This window comes from uncultured Sphingomonas sp. (assembly GCF_913777625.1).
In the GTDB taxonomy this organism is placed as follows: Bacteria; Pseudomonadota; Alphaproteobacteria; order Sphingomonadales; family Sphingomonadaceae; genus Sphingomonas.
This window is the reverse complement of the sequence record NZ_CAJYTI010000039.1, coordinates 69209-89504: the sequence shown is the minus strand read 5'-3', so window position 1 is coordinate 89504 and position 20296 is coordinate 69209. Positions and strand designations below refer to the sequence as shown.

Genomic DNA, 20296 nt, shown 5'->3' with positions numbered 1-20296 from the left:
CCATATGATCACCGGAACCGTGAAATTCTTCAATAACGACAAGGGCTACGGCTTTATCGCGCCGGAAACCGGCGGCGGCGACGCCTTCGTCCACATCTCGGCCGTCGAGCGCGCAGGCATGCACACGCTCGATAAGGACCAGCGCGTTTCCTACGAGCTGGAGACGGACCGTCGGGGCAAGACCTCGGCCGTCAATCTTCAGTCGGCCTGAACCACCGCGGATCGGGCGGGCATGCAAATGCCCGCCCGTTTCCATTCGGATCGAGCGGGAACCCCCTGCTTCAGGAAACGGAGAACAGCATGTCCAGAGCAATCAATGTCAGCGCCGCGAAGGAGCATGTCGTCGCGACCTGCGCCAAGCGCAGCATCGTCATCAGCGCGATCGAGACGCTGCAGTCCGGCGGCACCCGCGTGGTGATGAACAGCGCCGCCGATACGGCGATCATCGCCAAGGCCTATGGCAGCAAGGTCATCACCGGCGCCGTCGTCCGCGTGCCGACGCGCATGGGGAGGCTGTAACAGCATGGTAGCCTATACCGCTCCGGGATTTCAGGAGCGCGCGCGCGCGTCGGCTTCGGCGAAGAGCCGGGCGCTGGCGATGCTGCGGGCAAGGCCCGTCGCCGATGCCGATGCCTTGGCAGCGGCCAGGGAGCGTCGCCGGGCGGCCGAAACGGCCAATGCCGAAAAGCGTGCAGCGGCCCTCGCCGAGCGCGAGGCACTTGCCGCCGCCAAGCGCGAGAGCAAGGCAGAAGCGATCCGGGCGATAGAAGCCGCCGCGGCCGTCCCGGTACCCACCGAGGCGGATCGCAAGGCTGCGCGCGACGCGCGCTATGCAGCACGCAAGAACGCCAAGCGCGCCCGCTGATCCGATCGCGACCACCGGGTCGCGACGGCGCAAGCCACAGGAGTAGCCATGGCCAAGGGCCAGAAGAAGTCGAACAAGGAAGCGCGCAAGCCGAAGGCCGAAAAGGCGCCGAAGCAGAACGCGTCCAATCCCAGCACCAAGGGCAAGCCGGTCGAGATGACCACGCTGAAGTCCTGACGAACAGGGGAGCGCGCAGGCGCTCCCCTTGTCGTATGCGGCGACGCGCCCAAGCCGTTGCCGGGCGCAGCCCCGCGCGCGGCGTCGCTGCTGCTGCGGCGGCGGGCTGCCGGTACGGCCCACATTGTTTCCGGCCGCCAAACCCCTATTTACACCTCCGAACCCAGAAAATGCGTTCGTCGGAACGCGCGGAGTCACCCGGACTTCTCGCGGCCGCAAACGAATGCCGGAGACGTATCGTGACTCACCCCGTTCCCGCCGCCGATCTCGATCGCGTGACCGGCTTTGCCATTCCCGAGCGCCATGTCCGCGGCCGCGTCGCGCGGCTGGGGCCGGTGCTGAACGAGATCCTCTCGGCCCATGCCTATCCCGCGCCGATCGAGAAGCTGCTGGCCGAGGCGCTGACCCTCACCGCGCTGCTCGGCAGCACGCTCAAGGATGCCGAGGGGCAGATGACGCTGCAGGCGCAGACCCAGCGCGGCATCGTCAGCCTGATGGTGTGCGACTACAAGAATGGCGAGCTGCGCGGCTATGTGCAGTTCGACGCCACGCGGCTTAGCCGGCTCGGCAAGAACCCGTCGCTCTCGGCGCTGTTCAACGGCGGCTATCTGGCGGTGACCTTCGACCAGGCGGCCACCAGGGAGCGCTATCAGGGCATCGTGCCGCTGGAAGGCGCCTCGATCGCCGAGGCGGCGCAGAGCTATTTCCTCCAGTCGGAGCAGATCCCGACGCTGGTGCGGCTCGGCGTGCGCAAGGACAAGGCGACCGGCAAGACGATCGCCGGCGGTCTGTTCCTCCAGCATCTGCCCGAGGGCGAGGTGGGACGCGAGCGGCTGCACGTGCGGCTCGACCATCCCGAATGGCAGCATGTCGAGGCGCTGGGCGGCACGATGGGCGCCGACGAGCTGGCCGATCCGACGATTCCGCTGGAGGGCCTCGTGTGGCGGCTGTTCAACGAGGAGAGCGAGGTGCGCATGCTCGCCGGGCATGACCTGTCGCGCGGCTGCCGCTGCGGGGCGGACTATATCCAGCAGGTGCTCGCCAAGTTCCCCGAGGAAGAGCGCGCGGCGATGGCCGACGAGGGCGGCGTGATCAAGGTCGATTGCGCCTTCTGCTCGAAGCAGTTCCCGGTGGCGCTCGCCGATTTCGTTCCGCCGTCGTTGTAAAGCCGTAATCCTCCTACGATATCGTCGGCTGCGGACGGTGTCGTGGGAGCGGCGCCGCCGTGCGAGCGGAGTTTCGACGGGTGAACAAACGAGTGGCGTGGGTGTGTCTGGTCGCGATGGCCGGACTGGGCGTGATGACAGCGGGCGCCTCTGCCCAGCAGCGGCCGGGGGCGGCGGCGGTCCGCAGCGTCGACGTGCCGGCGCTCAACATCATTCAGAAGGGCAAATGGGCGGTCCGGGACAGCGAGGGCGCCGAGCGCACCATGTGCGTGCGCGATCCCTACCAGATCCTCCGCCCCGAGAACGTCACCACGCCCTGCCAGAACATGGTACTGGAAAGCGCCGCCAGCCGCGCGACGGTGCGCAGCACCTGTACCGGCCACGGCACCATGCTCACCCGGATCACCACCGATACGCCGCGCCAGGTGACGGTGGAGATGCAGGGCGTGATCGACGGCCAGCCCTTTTCGGAAACCTATGACGCCAGGCGTATCGGTGACTGTTCCTGAGGTGCTTGGTTACCATTCGTTAACGGATCGCGGGTAGAAGGAAGGGGTCCCAGGGAGGTGTCTCTCTCTGGCTTTGGTTTTCCCATTTCTATCCTTTCCAGGCCGTCCCTTCGGGGGCGGCCATTTTTTTTCGCGGCGGAAAGGACTAGAGGGCGCCGATGACTCAAAGCATTGCCATTGCCCTGGTTTCGGGCGGACTCGATTCGATGGTGTCGGCCGCGCGTGCCCGCGAGGACGGCCATCGCCTGCTCGCGCTCTCGATCGACTATAACCAGCGCCACAAGGTGGAACTGGACGCGGCCGCGAAGATTGCCGCCATGCTCGGCGCCGAGCGCCATGTCGTGCTGCCGCTCGACCTGCGCGCGTTCGGCGGCTCCGCGCTCACCGCCGATATAGAGGTGCCCAAGACCGGCGTCGGCACCGACATTCCCATCACCTATGTGCCGGCGCGCAACACGATCTTCCTCAGCCTCGCGCTCGGCTGGGCCGAGGCGGCGGGCGCGCGCGACCTGTATATCGGCGTCAACGCGCTCGATTATTCGGGCTATCCCGATTGCCGGCCCGAATTCATCGCCGGCTTCGAGAAGCTGGCCGAGCTCGCCACCAAGGCGGGCGTGGAGGGGCATCCCTTCCGCATCCAGGCGCCGCTCCAGACCATGACCAAGGCGGACATCGTCCGCGAGGCGGCGCGGCTGGGGCTTGATGCCGGCATGAGCTGGTCCTGCTACGATCCGACGCCGGAGGGGCTGCACTGCGGGCTGTGCGACAGCTGCCGGCTGCGGTCGCGGGGGTTCGAGGAAGCCGGGCTGCCCGATCCGACCCGCTATGCCATCCAGTCATGAGCTACGCGGTCAAGGAAATGTTCCTCACCCTGCAGGGGGAGGGCGTGAACGCCGGCGCGCGGGCGGTGTTCGTCCGCTTCGCCGGCTGCAACCTGTGGTCGGGGCGTGAAGAGGATCGCGCGACCGCCGTGTGCCGCTTCTGCGACACCGATTTCGTCGGGATGGACGGGCTCGGCGGCGGCCGGTTCGAGGATGCGGCGGCGCTGCTCGACGCGGTGGAAGGCCATTGGGGCCCCGGCCGCGAGGCGCGCTTCGTGGTGCTCACCGGCGGCGAGCCGATGCTGCAGGTGGACGACGCGCTGGTGGACGCACTCCACGCGCGCGGCTTCCGCATCGCGATCGAGAGCAACGGCACGCTGCCGGTGCATCCCGGCATCGACTGGGTGTGCATCAGCCCCAAGGCGGGCAGCGAGGTCGTGCAGCGGAGCGGCGACGAGCTCAAGCTGGTCTGGCCGCAGCCGGGCACCGACCTGGCGGCGATCGAGGGCTGGGACTTCGCCCATTTCCTGATCCAGCCGATGGACAGCGCTGAGGCCGAGGCGAATACCCGCGCCGCGATCGCGCTGGCGATGGCGCGGCCGCGCTGGCGGCTGACGCTGCAGACCCACAAGATGCTGGGCCTGCGCTAGCCGTTTCCCACGAAAAAGGGGTGGCGCGGCGGCCACCCCTGAATCGGTTACCGGTCGAGCCGACCGCATTTGCGCGCGTCATACGCGTCGTTGCGCCAGCATTTGTCGTTGCCGAACGGCGGCAGCGGGCGCAGGACGGGCCAGACGAAGGTGACGCGCCGGGTGCGGAAATATTGTTCGCCCCAGGCCTTCAGGCTGTTACGCAATTCGCTCATGCGGGCCGCTGCCAGATCCCCAAGCTTGCCGCGTGGCGCGTAGACCGCGTCATGGCCGATTGAGGCAGCCGTCTGGCAGAAAGACAGCTGACCAGAGACAGTGGAAAAGCTGGAATAGACACGGGTGCCGAAGCGATCGAGCTCGGTCTGGCCGGCCTTTTTCGTCTTCGCGATTCTAGTGAAATATTTCTCTAGCGTATCATAAGAATTTTTCAGCTCGACTTCGTGGTCTTCGAGCAAGGCATTGTAATGGTCGAGCGTCAGTAGCGTCGGCTCGAACTGACATTGCAATGCAGCGACGTTGAGTGCCGCCCGCAGATTCCACACCAGCGCCGCGCGCAGCTCGACCGGGCTGGCGCCCGGCAGGGCGGGGCCGATGATCCCGGGCTCGTTGCCGGTTGCCGGCGGCCCCGAGAGATCCACCGATTTGAAGAAAAACTGCGCCGAAGCCGGCGCCGAAACGCACATTCCCGCGAGGGCCATCATGCCCAAAGTGATACGCCGAGCGAGCATCCCGTCCTCTTGATTACGCCATGAGGAATGCTCGTTAGGGCGTTTCGATTCGCGGCCCAAGCCCCTTTTTTCGCGCCGGGCGGATATGCGACGGACCGTGGCAGGGTACGGCCCCGAAACGAAAAGGGCCGCCCGGTCGCCCGGACGGCCCCTTCGTAACACGCCGAAGCGCGATGATTACATCGCGTTCGAAGCGTTCATGGTCGCGTTGTCAGCGGCGTTCTCAGCCGGAGCAGCGGTGTCAACGTTGGTGACCGAAGCGTCGACGACGTTCTCCGGAGCCACCACTTCGGTGGTGTTGTTGACGCTGGTCTCGGTGTTGCTGCTGCAAGCCGAGGCCAGGAGGGCCGCACCGGCGATCATCGAGCCAGCAACGATCTTCGAAAGGACTGCACGCATGTAATAGCTCCCTAGATAATGGATTTGGACGACGGTTGTACGCCGTTAATACCCAAACCGTGCTGGACATTAGACGGTTCGGGGGACACCCTCAAGACTCGAATTTATCCCGCGCGATCCAGAGCGTCCAAAAATGGCAAAAATGTGGCCTGCAGGGCGGCGTCGAAACGCTCTGGCGCAATCGGCTTGCCCAGTTTGGCAGCGCTGGTGACGGGAAATTCGGCGATTCCGCACGGGACGATGCCGGTAAAGTGGTTCAGATCGGGATCGAGGTTGATCGCGAAGCCGTGCAGCGTCACCCATTGCCGGATCCGCACCCCGATCGCGCCGATCTTGGCCTCCACGCCCTGGTCGAGCGTCCAGATGCCGATGCGGCCGGGCGCGCGGAATGCCTCGATGTCGCATGCGCCGAGCGCCGCGATCACCCAGCCTTCGATGGCGTGGACATAGTTGCGGACGTCGCGCAGCCGCTCGCGCAGGTCGAGCACGACATAGCCGATGCGCTGGCCGGGGCCGTGATAGGTGTAACGGCCGCCGCGCCCGGTGCGATGCACGGGGAAGCGCGGATCGAGCATTTCGGCGGGATCGGCGCTGGTGCCGGCGGTGTAGACCGGCGGATGTTCGAGCAGCCAGACCAGTTCCTGCGCCGTCCGCGCGGTGACGGCGGCGGCGCGCGCCTCCATGGCGGCATGGGCCTCGGCATAGTCGATCGGCCGGGGCTCGACCCGCCATTCGATGGATTCCTGCATGATGGCCGCCGATTGCGCCCTTCCGGCGTTCAAGGCAAGCGCTGGCAAGGCAAGCGCCGGCAAGGCAAGCATTGGCAAGGGGAGGGGGCGCGGCTAACACCCGGTGCCTCTCTCGCAAGGATACAGACGACATGGCGAAACTGGGAACCGTGTGGGAACGCGCGGCGGAATTTGCCGGCGAACGGGTCGGGGCGCTGTCGCCGATCGCGCTGGGCGCGATCGCGCTGCCGACGCTGCTCAGCACGAGCCTGCCGCCGCTGGTGCTCGGCGCGGGGCCCGGCATCCGCATCCTGACCATGGCGCTGGCGGTGCTGCTGTCGATCGTGTCGATGTGGGGGTCGCTGGCGGTCACCGCCTGGGCGATCGATCCCGAGAGCCGGGCCGCCGCGGTGGCGCTCGCCCGCCGCCGGTTGCCGGCGGTGCTGCTGGTCTCGATCGGCGTCGGGGCGGCCGCGGCGCTGCTGTTCCTGCCGATCCCGATCCTGCTCGGGGTGCGCGGCTATGACCTCACCCAGATCTTCGTCGGCGCGACTGCACAGGGGACGATTGCTTCGCGGCCGACGATTGATGCGCAGACGGGCGGTCTGATTGGTCTGTATCTCCTCGCGCTCACGCCGCTGCTATCCGCCGTGTTCGTTCGCCTCACGCTGCTGGGACCAGTGGTGCTGCGGGAAGGGCTGCTGTTCGGCGCAGTGCGGCGGTCCTGGGTGCTGACGCGTCGCCATGGCTGGCGGGTGTTCGGCACGCTGCTGCTGTTCTTCGTGATCGCCGGCATCGCCCAGCTGGCCGCGCAGACGGTGTTCGGCAGTGTCTTCACCCTGCTGTTCGGCGCCGGGCCGGCCGGCACGCTGACGCTGGCGATCGGCCTTACCCTGCTCGTCCAGGCAATCGTGCAGACGCTGATCATCGTCCTGCTCGCCGCGTTCCAGGGCAAGCTGTACGCCGCGCTTTCGGCCGAAGCGGCGACCGCCGCATGACCCTTCGCCTGGCCGGCCTGTTCGCCGACGCCCAGCAGCTCTGGCAGCGCGAGCGCGCGCTGGTGCTGCCGGTCGCCGGCATGTTCTTCCTGGTGCCGCTGCTCGGCGTGGTGCTGCTGATGGCGCCGCATGTCGCGCAGCTGCAGGACCTTGCCAACCAGGCGGCGCTGCGCAGCTTCTACGATCGCTTCGTCCAGGCGAATCTGGTGCCGCTGGCGCTGGCCTATCTCGGCTTCGACTATGGACTGTTCGCGCTGCTCAGCCTGTATCTGCAGGGGAACGGCCAGACGCTGGGGCAGGTGCTGGCGCTGGCGCTGCGGCGATTGTTCCCGTTCCTGATCCTCGAGCTGGTGGTGAGCCTGGCGGTGCAGCTGGGCCTCTCGCTGTTCCTTGCCCCGGGCGTGTTCCTGTTTGCGCGGACCTGGCTGGCCGCGCCTGCCTATGCCGCGCGGCCCGAGGCCGGGCTGATCCAGGCGTTCCGGCAGGGCTGGGTACGCAGCGCCGGGGTGAACTGGGTGCTGCTGCTGCTGGCGGCCGCGGCGGTGTTCGTTATCGGCTTCGTCGCGATCGGCGTGGCCAGCATCGCTACCGGCCTGATCGCGGGGGCGGCGGGTGGCGGCACGGCGGCGGAGCTGATCGGCTATCTGGTGCTGTCGGTCGTCGGCGCGCTGATCTGGGCCGCGCTCGTCGTGCTGCGTGTCGCCGCCTATCGCGCGACCGAGCCCAGACACGGGACGTGAGGCGCGGCCTCGGCCGGTAGCACGCCGATCAGCCGCGGATCGGGGAAGGTCTCGATCGTCCGCTGATAGGGCACGAAGCCGTGGCGGCGGTAGAAGCCGAGCGCGGCCGGGTGATCGAGCGTGCAGGTGTGCACCCACACCCGCGCGACATCCTTGCGCCAGGCAAAAGCGAGCGCCTGCGCCATCAGCCAGCTGCCATGGCCCTGGCCGGTGATTTCGGGCACCAGCCCGACATAGGAAAGCTCGCAGGTCGCGGGCGTGCGGAAGTCGAGCTCCAGCATGCCGACCTCGACGCCGGCACGATCGACGACCGCGTAGACCATCACCGCCGGATCCTCGAGGATCGTCCGCAGCCGCGCCTCCTCCATCACCAGCCGCGAGAACCACAGCCAGGGCCCGCCCACCCGCCGGAACAGCGCGCGATACTTGTCGCTGGCCGGGGCCGGCCAATGGACCAGCCGGAAGGGCGAGGGCGGCATCGGCCGGGGCCGCGGCCGTTCGCGCATCTCCAGCGCGGTGACGATGGTGGCGAGGTGATCGCTGGCGACCGGCAGCAGCCCCATGGGCTCAGCTCCAGGCGGCCATGGGCGGCAGGCTCATCAGGATCGCATCGACATTGCCGCCGGTCTTGAGGCCGAACAGCGTGCCGCGATCGTAGATCAGGTTGAACTCGGCATAGCGGCCGCGCCATTCGAGCTGGCGCTGGCGATCGGCATCGTCGAACGGCTGGTCCATCCGCCGGCGCACCAGCCGGGGATAGACGTCGAGAAAGGCGCGGCCGACATCCTGGGTGAAGGCGAAATCCGCCTCCCAGTCGCCCTCCAGATGATCGTAGAAGATGCCGCCGACGCCGCGATGCACCTGGCGGTGCGGGATGTAGAAATAGTCGTCCGCCCATTTCTTGAAGCGGGGATAGTAGCCCGCGTCATGGGCGTCGCACGCGGCCTGCAGCCGGGCATGGAAGTCGGCGGTGTCCTCCGCATAGGGGAGCGGCGGGTTGAGATCGGCGCCGCCGCCGAACCAGCGCTTGGTGGTGGTGAGGAAGCGCGTGTTCATGTGCGCCGCGGGCACATGCGGGTTGGCCATGTGCGCGACGAGGCTGATTCCGGTGGCGAAGAAGGTCGGGTCCTCGCCCGCGCCGTGGATCGTCTTGGCGAACTCGCCCTCGAAGGCGCCACCGACGGTCGAGACGTTGACGCCGACCTTCTCGAACACCCGCCCCTTCATCACGCCGCGCACGCCGCCGCCGCCGGGGGCGCCGCTCGCATCGGTACGGTCCCAGGCGAGATAGTCGAACACCGCGTCGGAGCCGGCCTCGCGCTCGATCGCCTCGAATTCGGCGCAGATCGAATCGCGCAGGCCCTCGAACCAGGTACGGGCGCGCTGCTGCTGGTCGTCGAGCTCGTTCACTGCGGGAATCCTTCCGTCTGGCGTAGCGCCTCGGCGAGCCCGATGCCCGTTGCGACGGCGAGGTTCAAGGAGCGGACCTCGGGCCGTAACGGTATTCGCACTGCAGCATTCGCTCGCATGTGCACAAAATCCGGCACGCCGCTGCTCTCGGCGCCGAACAGCAGCGTGTCGCCGGGCTCGAACTGCGCCTCCGGCAGGCGAATGCCGCCGCGGGTGGTGAAGAGCACCAGCCGGCCGGGTACGCGCGCCTCGAACGCGCCCCAGTCGGCATGGCGGAGCGTCTCGGGCGCATAGTCCATCGCCGCCCGCTTTCGTGCCCGATCGCCCCAGGGAAAACCCATAGGCTCGATCAGGTCGACGGCCACCCCCATGCAGGCGGCCAGCCGCAAGATCGTGCCGACATTTCCAGCAATTTCAGGCTGGAACAACGCAATGCGAATTGTGGAGCCGGAAGTCATTTTGCAGTGCAACATTAAGGCCTTGGAGACGAGAATATGAAAAACCCTGTTGGCAAAGCAGCATTGCGCCGTCTATCAAACTTGTATCAGCCGCCGGGTAACCGGCAGGCACTGGGCTTCGTTTCGTCCGCGTTCCTCTCTCCGCGGCTCTTTCGCGGAAGTGTTCCGAAGTGCAAGGGCTAGAGCATGGCAACGTTTGAAGAAGGCGTTACTCCCGAACAGACCGTAGGCCCTGGCGGCGAAATCCTCGAGAATCCCCGTCGTCGCGATTATCTCCTCTACGCAGCCCCCGCCGTCGCGGCGGTGGGCGCAGGCGTGGTGGTGCTGCCGCTCGTCAACTCGATGAATCCCTCGGCCGACGTGCTCGCGCAGTCGACCACCGAGGTCAATCTCGCGGCGATCGAGCCGGGGCAGGCGATCAAGGCCAGCTTCCGCAAGCAGCCCTTGTTCGTCCGCAACCTCACGCCGGCGGAAATCGCCCAGGCCGAGGCGGTGCCGGTCTCGAGCCTGCGCGATCCGCAGACGCTGGAGCAGCGCACCAAGGAAGGCCACAAGAACTGGCTGATCACGCTGGGCGTGTGCACCCATCTCGGCTGCGTGCCGCTGGGCGCGGGCGAGGGCGAGAGCCGCGGTCCGTTCGGCGGCTATTTCTGCCCGTGCCACGGATCGGCCTATGATACCGCCGGCCGTATCCGCCAGGGGCCGGCGCCGAAGAATCTCGAAGTACCAAAATATAATTTCACGTCCGACACTGTCGTCACGGTCGGGTGAGGAGAGACCTGGATGAGCTTTCCCTGGGCGCGCCATTACGAGCCGAAAAACCCGGTGATGAAATGGGTGGACGATCGGCTGCCGCTACCGCGGTTCGTCTATAACGCGATCGGCGCCGGCTATCCGGTGCCGCGCAACCTGAACTACTTCTGGAACTTCGGCATTCTTGCCGGGCTTTCGCTGGTAATTCAGATCGTCACCGGCATCGTGCTGGCGATGCATTTCCACAGCTCGGCCGCCGGCGCCTTCGAGTCGGTGAACGGCACGATCATGCGCGACGTGAACGCGGGCTGGTTCCTGCGCTTCGCCCACGCCAACGGCGCCAGCATGTTCTTCATCGTGGTGTACATCCACATCTTCCGCGGTCTCCACTACGGATCGTACAAGGCACCGCGCGAGATGGTGTGGCTGCTCGGCGTGGTGATCTTCCTGTTGATGATGGCCACCGCCTTCATGGGCTATGTGCTCCCCTGGGGGCAGATGAGCTTCTGGGGGGCGCAGGTGATCACCGGCTTCTTCTCGGCGATACCCGTGGTCGGCGACTGGATCCGCGTCTGGCTGCTCGGTGGCTATGCGCCGGACGATGCCGCGCTCAACCGCTTCTTCTCGCTCCACTATCTGCTGCCCTTCGTGATCGCGGGCGTAATCATCCTGCACATCTGGGCGCTGCACATTCCCGGCTCGAACAACCCGACCGGCGTGGAAGTGAAGGGCGAGCAGGATACGGTGCCCTTCCACCCCTATTACACCGCCAAGGACGGCTTCGGGGTGGGCATCTTCCTGATCCTGTTCTCGACGCTGATCTTCTTCTACCCGGATTATCTGGGCCATCCGGACAACTACATCCCGGCCAACCCGCTCTCGACGCCCGCGCACATCGTGCCCGAATGGTATTTCTGGCCCTTCTACGCGATCCTGCGCGCCTTCACCGCGGACTTCATCCTGCCGGCGAAGCTGTGGGGCGTGCTGGCGATGTTCGGCTCGATCCTGCTCCTGTTCTTCCTGCCCTGGCTCGATCGCTCGCCGGTCCGCTCGGCCCATTACCGGCCGATGTACCGCGTCGCGTTCTGGGTGCTGGTCGCCGATGTGCTGATCCTCGGCTGGTGCGGCGGGTCGCCCGCGGAGCCGGTGTACGTGATCACCAGCCAGATCGCCGCAGCCTATTATTTCGCGCACTTCCTGATCATCGTGCCGATCATCTCGCGGATCGAGACGCCGCGCCCGCTGCCCAACTCGATCACCGAGGCGGTGCTGGGGAATGAAGGCGGCTCGCGCATCACCGCCACCGCGGCGACGGCATAAGGGGGCCGGGGACCATGACGTCGATCTTCTTCCGCTCGATCAAGTTCCTGATCGGCCTCGGCTTCGTCTTCGTGCTCATGCTGGCGCTGCTCGGGACGATCACCGGCCTGATCAAGGAGCCGCCGAAGCAGACCGCCGAACAGGCGCTGCACAAGCATCCCAAGGAACTGGACCTCCCCTCGAACGGGCCGCTCGGTAAGTTCGACACCGCCCAGCTCCAGCGCGGGTTCAAGGTGTACAAGGAGGTCTGCTCGACCTGCCACTCGCTGCACCTGATCGCGTTCCGCAACCTGAAGGACTTGGGCTATAGCGACGCCCAGGTGAAGAAGATCGCCAAGGAATGGGCGGTCAAGCAGCCGGTGTTCGACGAGAAGGCCGGCACCTGGGGCGAGCGCGACAACATCCCCTCCGATCGTATTCCCAAGGTCTATTATGCCGGCACCGGCAACCCGCCGGACCTCAGCCTGATCACCAAGGCGCGGCATGACGGCGCGGCCTATGTCCATTCGCTGCTGACCGGCTATGGCGAGAAGCCCGATCCGGCCGTGGCCGCGCGCTTCCCCGAGGCGATGAAGACGCCCGAGGGCATGCACTTCAATCCCTATTTCGCCAATCTCAACATCGCGATGCCGCCGCCGCTGGTGAGCGACGACCAGGTCAAGTTCGACGACGGCACGCGCGGCACCGTCGATCAGATGGCCAAGGACGTCTCCGCCTTCCTCGTCTGGACCGCCGAGCCGACGCTGCAGACGCGCCACCAGGCGGGCGTGGCGGTCGTGATCTTCTTGCTGTTTGCCACCGGGCTCGCCTATGGCGCGTACCTCACGGTTTGGCGCGGCATGAAGCATTGATGGACCTCTACCAGAACGAAGACATTCGCAGTCGCATCCGCACGATCCCCGACTTTCCGAAGCCGGGGATCCTGTTTCGCGACATCACCACGCTGCTGCTCGATGGCGAGGGGCTGCGGCTCACCATCGACCGGATGGCGGCGCAGGTGGACGGCACGATCGATCTGGTGGCGGGCGTCGAGGCGCGCGGGTTCCTGTTCGGCGCGGCGCTGGCGATGCAGCTCGGCACCGGCGTGCTGCTCATCCGCAAGGACGGCAAGCTGCCCGGCGCCACGGTCGCCGAGGATTATGCGCTGGAATATGGCACCGACCGGATCGCCATCCATGCCGATGCGGTGGCGCCCGGCGCCCGCGTGCTGCTGGTCGACGACCTGATCGCCACCGGCGGCACCGCCCGCGCGGCGGTACGGCTGCTGCGCAAGGTGGGGGCGGAGGTGGTGCAGGCCGCCTTCGTCGTCGACCTGCCCGATCTGGGCGGTGCCGACGCGCTGCGCAGCGACGGCGTCACGGTCTCCGCGCTGGTCGCCTTCGAGGGGCATTGACCGGAACCCCAACGGGTTCCATCCCTTTACGCTCCGAGGGGCGCGGCCGACGCCGTGCCGCGCGCCTCCTGTATAGGAGCGTGACCATGCACATGGGTGTGAAGGCGATGATCGGCGCGGTGCTGCTCGGCAGCGCGGCGGCACTGGGCGGCTGTGCGGACGACGGCTATGGCTATGGCGGATCGCGCGTCGCGGTCGGCTACAATGCCGGCTGGGGCAGCCCGTACTGGGGCTGGTACGACGACTATTACTACCCCGGCACCGGCATCTATGTGTACGATCGCTATCGCCACCGCCATGCCTGGAGCGACGGCCAGCGCGCCTATTGGGAACAGCGCCGCGGCGGCTGGCGGGGCGACTCGCACTGGCGCAACAACTGGCATGACTTCCGCGGGCGCCGCGGCGGCGGCGGCTGGCACCGGCGCTGATCGCGACCCGCCCATCGGGCTGGCGACGGAGCGCGCCGCCCGATAGGCTGGGCTAATGCTGACGACGCTCGCCGTTTCCGGATATCGATCGCTGCGCGACGTGCGGCTGGCGCTGGGGCCGCTCAACGTCATCACCGGCCCGAACGGCAGCGGCAAGTCCAGCCTGTACCGCGCATTGCGGCTGCTGTCCGAGGTCGCGCAGGGACGGGCGATTGCATCCTTGGCGGCAGAAGGCGGACTTGCCTCCACCCTCTGGGCGGGACCCGAGAAGATCAGCCGGGACATGCGCAGCGGGCGGTACCCGGTGCAGGGGACCGTGCGCGACGATCGGGTCAGCCTGAAGCTGGGCTTCGCCGCGGAGGATTTCGGCTATGCGATCGATCTCGGCCTGCCCATCCCTTCGCGGACGCGGTTCGGGCACGACCCCGAGATCAAGGCGGAGAGCATGTGGACTGGGCAGACGTTGGGCCGAAACAATGCCTTCGCCGACCGCAACGGCCAGCGCGTGCGGCTGCGCGATCGCGAGACCGGCGAATGGCGGGCGCGGTTCAGCGATCTTCCCGCCTATGACAGCATGATGATGCACTGCGCGGATGCGGCAGACGGGTTCGAGATGCTGGCCCTGCGCGAGCGGATGCGCGGCTGGCGCTTCTACGACGATCTGCGCACCGACCGGGACGCGCCGGCGCGCCGCTCGCAGATCGGCACGCGCACGCCGGTGCTGGCAAGCGACGGATCCGATCTCGGCGCGGCCATCGAGACTATTTTCGAGATCGGCGAGGCCGAGATGTTGCGCGAGACCGTCGCCGACGCGTTCGACGGCGCCACGCTGGCGGTGGGCGAACGGTTCGAAGTCGAGATGCAGCAGCCCGGCCTGCTGCGGCCGCTGGTGGCGGCGGAGCTGTCGGATGGCACGCTGCGCTATCTGCTGTTGGCCGCCGCGCTGCTCTCGCCGCGCCCGCCCGAACTGATGATCCTCAACGAGCCCGAGGCGAGCCTGCACCCGGATCTGCTCGATCCGCTCGCCCGGTTGCTGGTGGCGGCGTCGCGGCGCTGCCAGCTGATCGTCGTGTCGCACGCAACCGCGCTGGTCGAGGCGCTGGAGCGTGCGGCGGACACGCTGGTGATCGAATTGCGCAAGGAATGGGGCGAGACGCTTACCTCCCAGACGGCGGCGCCCGCCTGGGCGTGGCCGGCGCGGTGAGCGGCAGCCGCTCGAACAGCAGGTTGAGCGCGACGACGATCGCCCCGGCGGCGAGGGTGGCGACGAGCCGGTCGATCAGCAGCCCCGCAGCGACGGGCTTGCCGAGGTCGAGTACCAACAGGATCAGCGGCGCCGAGAGGATTGCGTACAGGAGGTAGCTTCTTGCCCGCGCCACCGCCACCAGCGCGGCGAGGATCGCGGCGACGATCCCCAGCGCCACCGGCCCGGAGGCGAGCGCGAACAGCAGCCAGGCGAGCGCCACTCCACCCAGCGTGCCGAGCAGCCGCTGGAGCGTCTTGGTCGGCAGCGGCTCGATTCGCACCTCGGTCAGCAAGGCAACGGTCAGCACGATCCAGTAATAATGGTGCGCCGGGAAGGCGTGGCGGAGCAGGCTGGCGATCCCGAGCCCGATCGCCAGGCGGAGCGGGAATTGCCAGCCGGCGAGCGTGCGGATCTGCCGCCGGAAATAGGTGCGGCGCTGGGCCGGTGTCGGCGCGCGACGTGCGGGCGCTGCAGCCGGCGCTGCCGGACGCCCCTTGTCGAGCAGCAGCCGCAGCAGGATGTTCCACAGCGCACCCAGGCCGAAGATCAGCGCCGCGCTGCCGCCATGGCCGGGTCCACCGTCGAGCAGGCTGCCGCCGAGCACCAGATAGATGTTGAAGCGGATCGCCGCCGCGGCGAGCGGGCGGCTATGGTTCACCGCCAGTGCCGCGATGGTGATCAGCAGGATGCGGGCGGTATCGGGTGCCGGCAGCCGGGCGAGCAGCGTGGCGGCGGCCACCGCGGCGAGCGCCGGCAGCGCCATCCCCACCAGGCGGGCGCCCGTGCCGCCGCTGGTCTCGGTCCCTGGCTCGGCGGGCCCGCCGGCGAGCAGCACCGCGCCCAGCCCGATCAGGAACCCGGCATGTGGCTGGCCGAGGAGCAGGCCGGCAGCGACCGGCACGCCCATGCCGAGCGCCCCGATGGCGAGCGCGCGGGGCGCAGGCGGCGCCGTCCGGTCGATCGCCAGGACGGCCCGGGCCAGCTGCCCGGCGCGATTGGTGCCGCTCATCCGCCGCGATTGGCCGCCGCAGCCGCCCGGATCAGCGTCTGGAACGCCGCCGCGTCGAGCCGGCTGTCGGCGCGCAGGTCGATCGCGCGGCGGGTGCCGGCGTCGAGGCTGGCGTTGAACAGCCCTGCCGGATCGGGCAGCGCCGCGCCCCGCGCGAAGGTGAGCTTGACCTTGTCCTTGTACACTTCGCCGGTGCAGAGGATGCCGCCGTGCGACCAGACCGGAACACCGCCCGGGTTGCTCGGCTTGCGCCATTTCACGTCTTCCACCACGTCGGGCAGGGCGTCGTGGATCCAGCGGCGCAGCCGGGCTAGCAGGTCTCCCCGCCAGTCTGCCAGCGCGGCGATATGGGCGTCGATCTCTGCCGAAGGTGTTGGAAAGGTCGTGGCGGGCATCGTCCGGTCCCCCCGAGCGGCGCGGCCGGAGGGCCCGCCTTGGTGCGCGCGAGGCATAGCAGAGCGCGGTGTACCGCTCCAGTTGCTTCGGCGGACGGCGGCGACGGCAGTGCCGCCCCCGGCTGCCGGTCAGTGCCCCAGGCGGGGCGGTGCCGGAAAGCCGCGCGCGGCCTCGACGCCGTGGTGGAGCGCGCCGCCGATCCGCTCGAAGAAGCGCCGGTCCGCGGGCGTACGCGCGCCTTCCCATTCGGGATGCCATTGCACCGCCAGCACCTCGCCGCCGCACGGCCGGGCGGAGATCGCCTCGACCAGCCCATCCTCGGGCGACAGCGCCTCGACGGTGAGGCCGTCGCCCAGCCGGTCGATGCCCTCGCGGTGCACCGAATTGACCTGGATCCGCGCGTCTTGCACGCGGCCGCCGAGCAGGCCGCCGGGCGTCAGCGTCACGTCGTGCCGATGCTCGAACAGCGCCTCGAACGGCAGGTCGCCGGCGCGGTGATGCGCCTCGCCCAGGTCCCGGCGCAGCGACCCGCCGAACAGCACGTTGATTTCCTGGAGGCCGCGGCAGATGCCGAACACCGGCCGCCCGCTCTCGATCATCCGCTCGGCCAGCGCCAGCGCGACGCGATCGCGCTGCGGATCGGCACGCGATTCCGGCACCGCGCGGCCGCCATAATGATGCGGCTCGACGTCCGAGCGCGATCCGGTGAGCAGCAGTCCGTCCAACCGCCCGGTGAGCGCCGCGACATCGGCGACCTCCACCAGCGCCGGCACCAGCAGCACCGTCGCCCCCGCGATCCGCGACAGCGGCTCGATGAACCGGCTGGCGACCGCCTGGATCGGCCGGTCGGTCAGCTCGTTGCAGCAGAGCACGCCGATCACCGGCCGCCGGGCGGCCGGGGCGGGATCGCGGCGGACGAAGCGGGCCATGCGCTCAGTCCGCCACGTCGGGCTGCGGCACGGTGCGCAGATAGGGGGTGTGTTCGGTCCAGCCCGCCGGGAACAGCGCCTTGGCCGCCGCGGTATCGAGCGAGGGCAGGAGGATCACGTCGTCGCCCTGGCGCCAGTCCGCCGGGGTCGCGACCTTGTGCGCGTCGGTGAGCTGGAGGCTGTCGATCGTGCGGAGCAGCTCGTCGAAGTTGCGGCCGGTCGAGGCGGGATAGGTGAGGGTGAGCCGCACGCGCTTGGCGGGATCGACCACGAACACGCTGCGCACGGTGTTCGTGTCCGAGGCGTTGGGGTGGATCAGGTCGAGCAGCGTCGCCACGCGGCGATCGACATCGGCGATCAGCGGGAAGTTGAGCGCGGTGCCTTGCGTCCGCTCGATATCGCCGGCCCAGGCGAGGTGCTGCGCGACCGCGTCGACCGACAGGCCGATCACCTTGACGTTCCGCTTGTCGAATGCGGGCTTGAGCCTGGCGACCGCGCCGAGCTCCGTGGTGCAGACCGGCGTGAAATCCTTGGGGTGCGAGAACAGTACCACCCAGCTGTCGCCCGCCCAGCTGTAGAAGTTGAGCGGGCCCTGCGTCGATTCCTGGGTGAAGTCCGGGAAAGTGTCGAGAATCTTCAGCGACATGTGAATCCTCCTGTGGCCGACCGCCGGCAGGAACCAATCTCTTCCTTATAGATGGGATTTCGAGCCAAGAAATTGTTGAGCGCGCGAAAGCCGGGCCCGGCGCTGCGCGAAACGGCTTCGGCGGGACCCGCGGCTCCATGCTGTTGCGGCAGGGGCGAAAGCCAGGCTTGCAGGGTGCAGGAGTTTTTGTTGGTTCAAAATCCCACTCTCATAATGGGAATATGCCTGCTCCACCGCGCGCCGTCCGGCGCGAGACCCACGGAGTTCCGATGCGCCTCTCCGCTGCCGCCGCCCTGCTTGCCTGCTCGCTCGTTCTTCCTGCCGCCGCGCCCGCGCCGGACCGGGCGCCCGCGCTCGGCGTCGCCAGCTTCGAGGCGCTGCCCAAGCCGCTGCCGCTGCCCTATGACGAGAAGGCCGATGCCGAAGCCGCGGTGCGGGCGGCGAAGGCGCGGGCGCTGAAGCGCCACAAGCTGCTGCTGATCGATCTGGGCGGCAACTGGTGCCTGGATTGCCGCCTGCTCGCCGGCACGATCGAGCTGCCGAAGCTCAAGCCCTGGGTCGAGCGGCATTATGAGGTGGTGACCGTCGATATCGGCCGGTTCGACCGCAACCTCGCCATCCCGGCCCGCTATGGCGCGGGGTCGCGGCCGGAGGGCGTGCCGGCACTGCTGATCGTCGACCCCAAGACCGACAAGCTGCTGAACGGGGGCCGCGTCTCCGCCCTCGCCGACGCCCGCAGCCTCACGCCCCAGGCGCTGGCCGACTGGCTGGCACAGTGGACCCGCTGAGGCACCTGTCCGATCACGCGTTTCCGGGGGGAAGCATGCACGAAGCGCCCATCGTTCCGAACACCCGCGAGGACCAGGCCTGGGCCGATCTGCTGGCGCCCACCCGGCGCGGGCTGATCACCGGCTCCACGCTGGCCGCCGCCGGTCTGGCCGCGACGGGCGTGGCGGCAGGGGCCGCGCAGGCCCAGACCCAGGCCGCGCTGGGGGATCCCGACTTCCGGCCGATCGTGCCGCCGCGCGCCATCGGCAACAGCCCCTGGGGCGACAAGACCGCGCTCGAGTCGGCGACGCGTCCGCACAGCACCCGCCCCGAGGGCGGCGACGGTCTGCCGGAGCGCCCGCGCCCCTACACGGCGGTGACGAGCTATCATGCGCACATCTATTTCGACGAGGACAATTACCCCAAGGCCGCGCGCCTGCGGCAATGGGTGATCGAGCGCTTCCCGGTCGAGCTCGGCAACTGGAACCTGACGCCGCGCGGGCCGCACGTGACGCCGTCCTTCTATTTCGGCTTCACCAACGATCTGCTGCCGGTGGTGGTGCCGTGGCTGCAGCTGAACAGCCTGGGGCTGACCATCCTGCTGCATCCCAACACCGACGATCCCCGCGCCGACCATCTCTACTACACGCTGTGGGTGAACCGTTCGCAGCCGGTCAATGCCTTCAACTGGAAGAAGGCCGGCGAGCCCGGTGCGGAGCCGATCGAACGGATCTACCCCAACATCCGCCCGACCCGTCCGCTGGAGGTCTGACCGGAGCGGTTCGCCGCGATCGGCAGGCGCCTGGCGACGGTCTCGATCGCCGGCGTGCATCGCGCTACCCTGGGGGCATCGAAACCGGGAAACGGGCGGAGGCGCTTCATGGCCAGAACGACACCAGCACGCAGCCGCCGGCCCAATGACCGCAAGGTGGGCGGGCGGTGATGCCGGCGCGTCGCGAGGTCCTGGCCGGGATCGCCGCGCTGGTCGGTGCGGGCGCGGGGAAGGGGGAGCCGCGCGTCCGCACCCTCGCCGGCGATGATTTCCGACACGGGCTCGGCCAATGGGCGATCGAGGCCGAGCAACCCGCCTCGGTCACCGCGCGGGACGGCGTGCTGGAGATCGTCGCGCCGGCGGGATTGACCCTGTGGTTCCGGCCGCTGCTCTCCGGCCGGATCGCGATCGACTATGATCTGCAGGCCGTCTCCGCCGGCGGCCCGTTCGACCGGGTGAGCGATGCGAACTGCTTCTGGATGGCGCTTGATCCCGCTGCGCCCGGCGGCGACCTGCTGGCGCGGCCGCGCGACGGCCGCTTCGAGGCGTATGACACGCTGGAGACCTATTATGTCGGGCTCGGCGGCAATACCAACAGCACCACGCGCTTTCGGCGCTATACCGGGCGGAGCGGCGACCGGCCGCTGCTCCCGGAGAATGACCGGCGGGCGCGGGCGGACCTGCTCGTCGCCAATGCGTGGCAGCATCTGCGGCTGACCGCCGAGGACGCGCGGATCACCTTCGCCCGCGACGGCCGGACGCTGTTCGATTTCCACGATCCGGCGCCCTACCGCGCGGGGCGGTTCGGCCTGCGCACCACCGCCAGTCATTTGCGGGTGCGTGCCTTCACCGTGCGTGCGCTGGACTGAGCGCGGCGGCCCGTTCGTGTCGTCGGATCACCCCGATATTTCCGACGCGTTTCCTTGATACGATGCCATATTGCACGCTGTGGTGGCAGGGCCACAGCTGTAGTTAAATTGCCGCAAA

General features: G+C 68.3%; 29 protein-coding genes. 19 read left to right on the top strand and 10 right to left on the bottom strand.

Translation table 11 applies throughout. The features are described from left to right. The first annotated feature begins 4 nt into the window (after window positions 1-4). From QZ814_RS17800 to queE, 8 genes are all read left to right on the top strand, one after another. Window positions 5-211, top strand: coding sequence for a cold-shock protein (locus QZ814_RS17800; protein WP_093294641.1), 207 nt, complete (start codon window positions 5-7; stop codon window positions 209-211). 89 nt (window positions 212-300) lie between these two features. After that, window positions 301-519 (top strand): hypothetical protein, encoded by a 219-nt coding sequence (locus QZ814_RS17795; RefSeq protein ID WP_125977924.1) that lies wholly within the window; start codon window positions 301-303, stop codon window positions 517-519. A gap of 4 nt (window positions 520-523) precedes the next feature. Next, window positions 524-865 carry a DUF6481 family protein gene (locus tag QZ814_RS17790; RefSeq protein ID WP_294334757.1) on the top strand — a complete coding sequence of 114 codons (342 nt, stop codon included), beginning with the start codon at window positions 524-526 and terminating at the stop codon, window positions 863-865. Between the two features lie 48 nt (window positions 866-913). Next, window positions 914-1042 (top strand): hypothetical protein, encoded by a 129-nt coding sequence (locus tag QZ814_RS17785; protein WP_294334755.1) that lies wholly within the window; start codon window positions 914-916, stop codon window positions 1040-1042. Between the two features lie 239 nt (window positions 1043-1281). After that, window positions 1282-2208, top strand: a complete 927-nt coding sequence (locus QZ814_RS17780) for an Hsp33 family molecular chaperone HslO (protein ID WP_294334753.1) — start codon at window positions 1282-1284, stop codon at window positions 2206-2208. Window positions 2209-2288: 80 nt separating this feature from the next. Continuing rightward, window positions 2289-2717 carry a DUF3617 family protein gene (locus tag QZ814_RS17775; protein ID WP_294334751.1) on the top strand — a complete coding sequence of 143 codons (429 nt, stop codon included), beginning with the start codon at window positions 2289-2291 and terminating at the stop codon, window positions 2715-2717. Window positions 2718-2875: 158 nt separating this feature from the next. Beyond that, entirely contained in the window at window positions 2876-3559 is a 684-nt protein-coding gene (queC, locus tag QZ814_RS17770; RefSeq protein ID WP_294334748.1) for a 7-cyano-7-deazaguanine synthase QueC, read from the top strand. Further along, complete coding sequence (gene queE / locus QZ814_RS17765; RefSeq protein ID WP_294334745.1) at window positions 3556-4188, top strand: 7-carboxy-7-deazaguanine synthase; 633 nt, start codon at window positions 3556-3558, stop codon at window positions 4186-4188. Before queC ends, queE begins: the two co-directional genes overlap by 4 nt. Before the next feature lie 47 nt (window positions 4189-4235). On the opposite strand, the gene QZ814_RS17760 is transcribed toward queE, so the two are convergent. The 3 genes from QZ814_RS17760 to lipB form a co-directional block, all read right to left on the bottom strand. After that, window positions 4236-4889 (bottom strand): hypothetical protein, encoded by a 654-nt coding sequence (locus QZ814_RS17760; protein WP_294334744.1) that lies wholly within the window; start codon window positions 4887-4889, stop codon window positions 4236-4238. Window positions 4890-5093: 204 nt separating this feature from the next. After that, window positions 5094-5315 (bottom strand): hypothetical protein, encoded by a 222-nt coding sequence (locus tag QZ814_RS17755; protein WP_294334742.1) that lies wholly within the window; start codon window positions 5313-5315, stop codon window positions 5094-5096. Between the two features lie 104 nt (window positions 5316-5419). Continuing rightward, window positions 5420-6064 carry a lipoyl(octanoyl) transferase LipB gene (gene lipB / locus QZ814_RS17750; RefSeq protein ID WP_294334740.1) on the bottom strand — a complete coding sequence of 215 codons (645 nt, stop codon included), beginning with the start codon at window positions 6062-6064 and terminating at the stop codon, window positions 5420-5422. A 131-nt stretch (window positions 6065-6195) separates the two neighbouring features. Here lipB and QZ814_RS17745 point away from each other — a divergent pair, with 131 nt between their 5' ends. Next, entirely contained in the window at window positions 6196-7041 is an 846-nt protein-coding gene (locus tag QZ814_RS17745; protein ID WP_294334737.1) for a hypothetical protein, read from the top strand. Further along, window positions 7038-7781, top strand: coding sequence for a hypothetical protein (locus QZ814_RS17740; RefSeq protein WP_294334736.1), 744 nt, complete (start codon window positions 7038-7040; stop codon window positions 7779-7781). The genes QZ814_RS17745 and QZ814_RS17740 overlap by 4 nt, the downstream gene beginning before the upstream one ends. Here the strand turns inward: QZ814_RS17740 and QZ814_RS17735 are convergent. From QZ814_RS17735 to QZ814_RS17725, 3 genes are read right to left on the bottom strand one after another with little or no spacing between them, the layout of a single operon-like run. Continuing rightward, window positions 7748-8344 carry a GNAT family N-acetyltransferase gene (locus QZ814_RS17735; protein WP_294334735.1) on the bottom strand — a complete coding sequence of 199 codons (597 nt, stop codon included), beginning with the start codon at window positions 8342-8344 and terminating at the stop codon, window positions 7748-7750. The two genes, QZ814_RS17740 and QZ814_RS17735, sit on opposite strands and share 34 nt — an antisense overlap. Before the next feature lie 4 nt (window positions 8345-8348). After that, window positions 8349-9191, bottom strand: coding sequence for an oxygen-dependent coproporphyrinogen oxidase (hemF, locus tag QZ814_RS17730; RefSeq protein WP_294334730.1), 843 nt, complete (start codon window positions 9189-9191; stop codon window positions 8349-8351). Then, window positions 9188-9631, bottom strand: coding sequence for a tRNA (cytidine(34)-2'-O)-methyltransferase (locus QZ814_RS17725; RefSeq protein ID WP_294334818.1), 444 nt, complete (start codon window positions 9629-9631; stop codon window positions 9188-9190). Before QZ814_RS17725 ends, hemF begins: the two co-directional genes overlap by 4 nt. Before the next feature lie 204 nt (window positions 9632-9835). On the opposite strand from QZ814_RS17725, the gene petA reads away from it, so the two are divergent. From petA to QZ814_RS17695, 6 genes are all read left to right on the top strand, one after another. Next, a complete protein-coding gene (gene petA, locus QZ814_RS17720; RefSeq protein ID WP_294334728.1) occupies window positions 9836-10420 on the top strand; it encodes a ubiquinol-cytochrome c reductase iron-sulfur subunit in 585 nt (194 codons plus the stop codon). A gap of 12 nt (window positions 10421-10432) precedes the next feature. Continuing rightward, window positions 10433-11722 carry a cytochrome b N-terminal domain-containing protein gene (locus tag QZ814_RS17715; protein ID WP_294334725.1) on the top strand — a complete coding sequence of 430 codons (1290 nt, stop codon included), beginning with the start codon at window positions 10433-10435 and terminating at the stop codon, window positions 11720-11722. A 14-nt stretch (window positions 11723-11736) separates the two neighbouring features. Beyond that, a complete protein-coding gene (locus QZ814_RS17710; RefSeq protein WP_294334724.1) occupies window positions 11737-12573 on the top strand; it encodes a cytochrome c1 in 837 nt (278 codons plus the stop codon). Further along, window positions 12573-13115, top strand: coding sequence for an adenine phosphoribosyltransferase (locus QZ814_RS17705; protein WP_294334817.1), 543 nt, complete (start codon window positions 12573-12575; stop codon window positions 13113-13115). The genes QZ814_RS17710 and QZ814_RS17705 overlap by 1 nt, the downstream gene beginning before the upstream one ends. A gap of 86 nt (window positions 13116-13201) precedes the next feature. Then, window positions 13202-13543, top strand: coding sequence for a hypothetical protein (locus tag QZ814_RS17700; RefSeq protein WP_294334723.1), 342 nt, complete (start codon window positions 13202-13204; stop codon window positions 13541-13543). A 55-nt stretch (window positions 13544-13598) separates the two neighbouring features. Beyond that, window positions 13599-14747 (top strand): AAA family ATPase, encoded by a 1149-nt coding sequence (locus tag QZ814_RS17695; protein ID WP_294334722.1) that lies wholly within the window; start codon window positions 13599-13601, stop codon window positions 14745-14747. Here the strand turns inward: QZ814_RS17695 and QZ814_RS17690 are convergent. From QZ814_RS17690 to QZ814_RS17675, 4 genes are all read right to left on the bottom strand, one after another. Then, a complete protein-coding gene (locus QZ814_RS17690) occupies window positions 14701-15798 on the bottom strand; it encodes an FUSC family protein (protein WP_294334721.1) in 1098 nt (365 codons plus the stop codon). The two genes, QZ814_RS17695 and QZ814_RS17690, sit on opposite strands and share 47 nt — an antisense overlap. Further along, the gene (locus tag QZ814_RS17685) at window positions 15795-16193 is read right to left on the bottom strand and encodes a DUF1801 domain-containing protein (RefSeq protein WP_294334720.1); all 399 of its coding nucleotides are present in this window, start codon (window positions 16191-16193) and stop codon (window positions 15795-15797) included. The genes QZ814_RS17690 and QZ814_RS17685 overlap by 4 nt, the downstream gene beginning before the upstream one ends. 129 nt (window positions 16194-16322) lie before the next feature. After that, the gene (locus QZ814_RS17680; RefSeq protein ID WP_294334719.1) at window positions 16323-17123 is read right to left on the bottom strand and encodes a gamma-glutamyl-gamma-aminobutyrate hydrolase family protein; all 801 of its coding nucleotides are present in this window, start codon (window positions 17121-17123) and stop codon (window positions 16323-16325) included. Window positions 17124-17127: 4 nt separating this feature from the next. Then, window positions 17128-17769, bottom strand: a complete 642-nt coding sequence (locus QZ814_RS17675) for a peroxiredoxin (protein ID WP_294334718.1) — start codon at window positions 17767-17769, stop codon at window positions 17128-17130. Window positions 17770-18038: 269 nt separating this feature from the next. On the opposite strand from QZ814_RS17675, the gene QZ814_RS17670 reads away from it, so the two are divergent. The 3 genes from QZ814_RS17670 (at window position 18039) to QZ814_RS17660 (ending at window position 20178) form a co-directional block, all read left to right on the top strand. Beyond that, complete coding sequence (locus tag QZ814_RS17670; protein WP_294334717.1) at window positions 18039-18557, top strand: thioredoxin family protein; 519 nt, start codon at window positions 18039-18041, stop codon at window positions 18555-18557. A gap of 35 nt (window positions 18558-18592) precedes the next feature. Continuing rightward, window positions 18593-19309 (top strand): DOPA 4,5-dioxygenase family protein, encoded by a 717-nt coding sequence (locus QZ814_RS17665; RefSeq protein WP_294334716.1) that lies wholly within the window; start codon window positions 18593-18595, stop codon window positions 19307-19309. Window positions 19310-19479: 170 nt separating this feature from the next. Further along, complete coding sequence (locus tag QZ814_RS17660) at window positions 19480-20178, top strand: DUF6250 domain-containing protein (RefSeq protein ID WP_294334715.1); 699 nt, start codon at window positions 19480-19482, stop codon at window positions 20176-20178. Window positions 20179-20296: the final 118 nt, after the last annotated feature.

Bases quoted from the DNA above. Each gene is read 5' to 3' on its own strand.
- QZ814_RS17685 (WP_294334720.1), bottom strand. From the start codon at position 16,193: ATGCCCGCCACGACCTTTCCAACACCTTCGGCAGAGATCGACGCCCAT.
- QZ814_RS17670 (WP_294334717.1), top strand. From the start codon at position 18,039: ATGCGCCTCTCCGCTGCCGCCGCCCTGCTTGCCTGCTCGCTCGTTCTT.
- QZ814_RS17695 (WP_294334722.1), top strand. From the start codon at position 13,599: ATGCTGACGACGCTCGCCGTTTCCGGATATCGATCGCTGCGCGACGTG.
- QZ814_RS17755 (WP_294334742.1), bottom strand. From the start codon at position 5,315: ATGCGTGCAGTCCTTTCGAAGATCGTTGCTGGCTCGATGATCGCCGGT.
- QZ814_RS17735 (WP_294334735.1), bottom strand. From the start codon at position 8,344: ATGGGGCTGCTGCCGGTCGCCAGCGATCACCTCGCCACCATCGTCACC.
- QZ814_RS17740 (WP_294334736.1), top strand. From the start codon at position 7,038: ATGACCCTTCGCCTGGCCGGCCTGTTCGCCGACGCCCAGCAGCTCTGG.
- QZ814_RS17785 (WP_294334755.1), top strand. From the start codon at position 914: ATGGCCAAGGGCCAGAAGAAGTCGAACAAGGAAGCGCGCAAGCCGAAG.
- QZ814_RS17710 (WP_294334724.1), top strand. From the start codon at position 11,737: ATGACGTCGATCTTCTTCCGCTCGATCAAGTTCCTGATCGGCCTCGGC.
- QZ814_RS17760 (WP_294334744.1), bottom strand. From the start codon at position 4,889: ATGATGGCCCTCGCGGGAATGTGCGTTTCGGCGCCGGCTTCGGCGCAG.
- petA (WP_294334728.1), top strand. From the start codon at position 9,836: ATGGCAACGTTTGAAGAAGGCGTTACTCCCGAACAGACCGTAGGCCCT.
- queC (WP_294334748.1), top strand. From the start codon at position 2,876: ATGACTCAAAGCATTGCCATTGCCCTGGTTTCGGGCGGACTCGATTCG.
- queE (WP_294334745.1), top strand. From the start codon at position 3,556: ATGAGCTACGCGGTCAAGGAAATGTTCCTCACCCTGCAGGGGGAGGGC.
- QZ814_RS17690 (WP_294334721.1), bottom strand. From the start codon at position 15,798: ATGAGCGGCACCAATCGCGCCGGGCAGCTGGCCCGGGCCGTCCTGGCG.
- QZ814_RS17795 (WP_125977924.1), top strand. From the start codon at position 301: ATGTCCAGAGCAATCAATGTCAGCGCCGCGAAGGAGCATGTCGTCGCG.
- lipB (WP_294334740.1), bottom strand. From the start codon at position 6,064: ATGCAGGAATCCATCGAATGGCGGGTCGAGCCCCGGCCGATCGACTAT.
- QZ814_RS17790 (WP_294334757.1), top strand. From the start codon at position 524: ATGGTAGCCTATACCGCTCCGGGATTTCAGGAGCGCGCGCGCGCGTCG.
- QZ814_RS17715 (WP_294334725.1), top strand. From the start codon at position 10,433: ATGAGCTTTCCCTGGGCGCGCCATTACGAGCCGAAAAACCCGGTGATG.
- QZ814_RS17745 (WP_294334737.1), top strand. From the start codon at position 6,196: ATGGCGAAACTGGGAACCGTGTGGGAACGCGCGGCGGAATTTGCCGGC.
- QZ814_RS17665 (WP_294334716.1), top strand. From the start codon at position 18,593: ATGCACGAAGCGCCCATCGTTCCGAACACCCGCGAGGACCAGGCCTGG.
- QZ814_RS17800 (WP_093294641.1), top strand. From the start codon at position 5: ATGATCACCGGAACCGTGAAATTCTTCAATAACGACAAGGGCTACGGC.
- QZ814_RS17675 (WP_294334718.1), bottom strand. From the start codon at position 17,769: ATGTCGCTGAAGATTCTCGACACTTTCCCGGACTTCACCCAGGAATCG.
- QZ814_RS17705 (WP_294334817.1), top strand. From the start codon at position 12,573: ATGGACCTCTACCAGAACGAAGACATTCGCAGTCGCATCCGCACGATC.
- QZ814_RS17700 (WP_294334723.1), top strand. From the start codon at position 13,202: ATGCACATGGGTGTGAAGGCGATGATCGGCGCGGTGCTGCTCGGCAGC.
- QZ814_RS17680 (WP_294334719.1), bottom strand. From the start codon at position 17,123: ATGGCCCGCTTCGTCCGCCGCGATCCCGCCCCGGCCGCCCGGCGGCCG.
- QZ814_RS17660 (WP_294334715.1), top strand. From the start codon at position 19,480: ATGCCGGCGCGTCGCGAGGTCCTGGCCGGGATCGCCGCGCTGGTCGGT.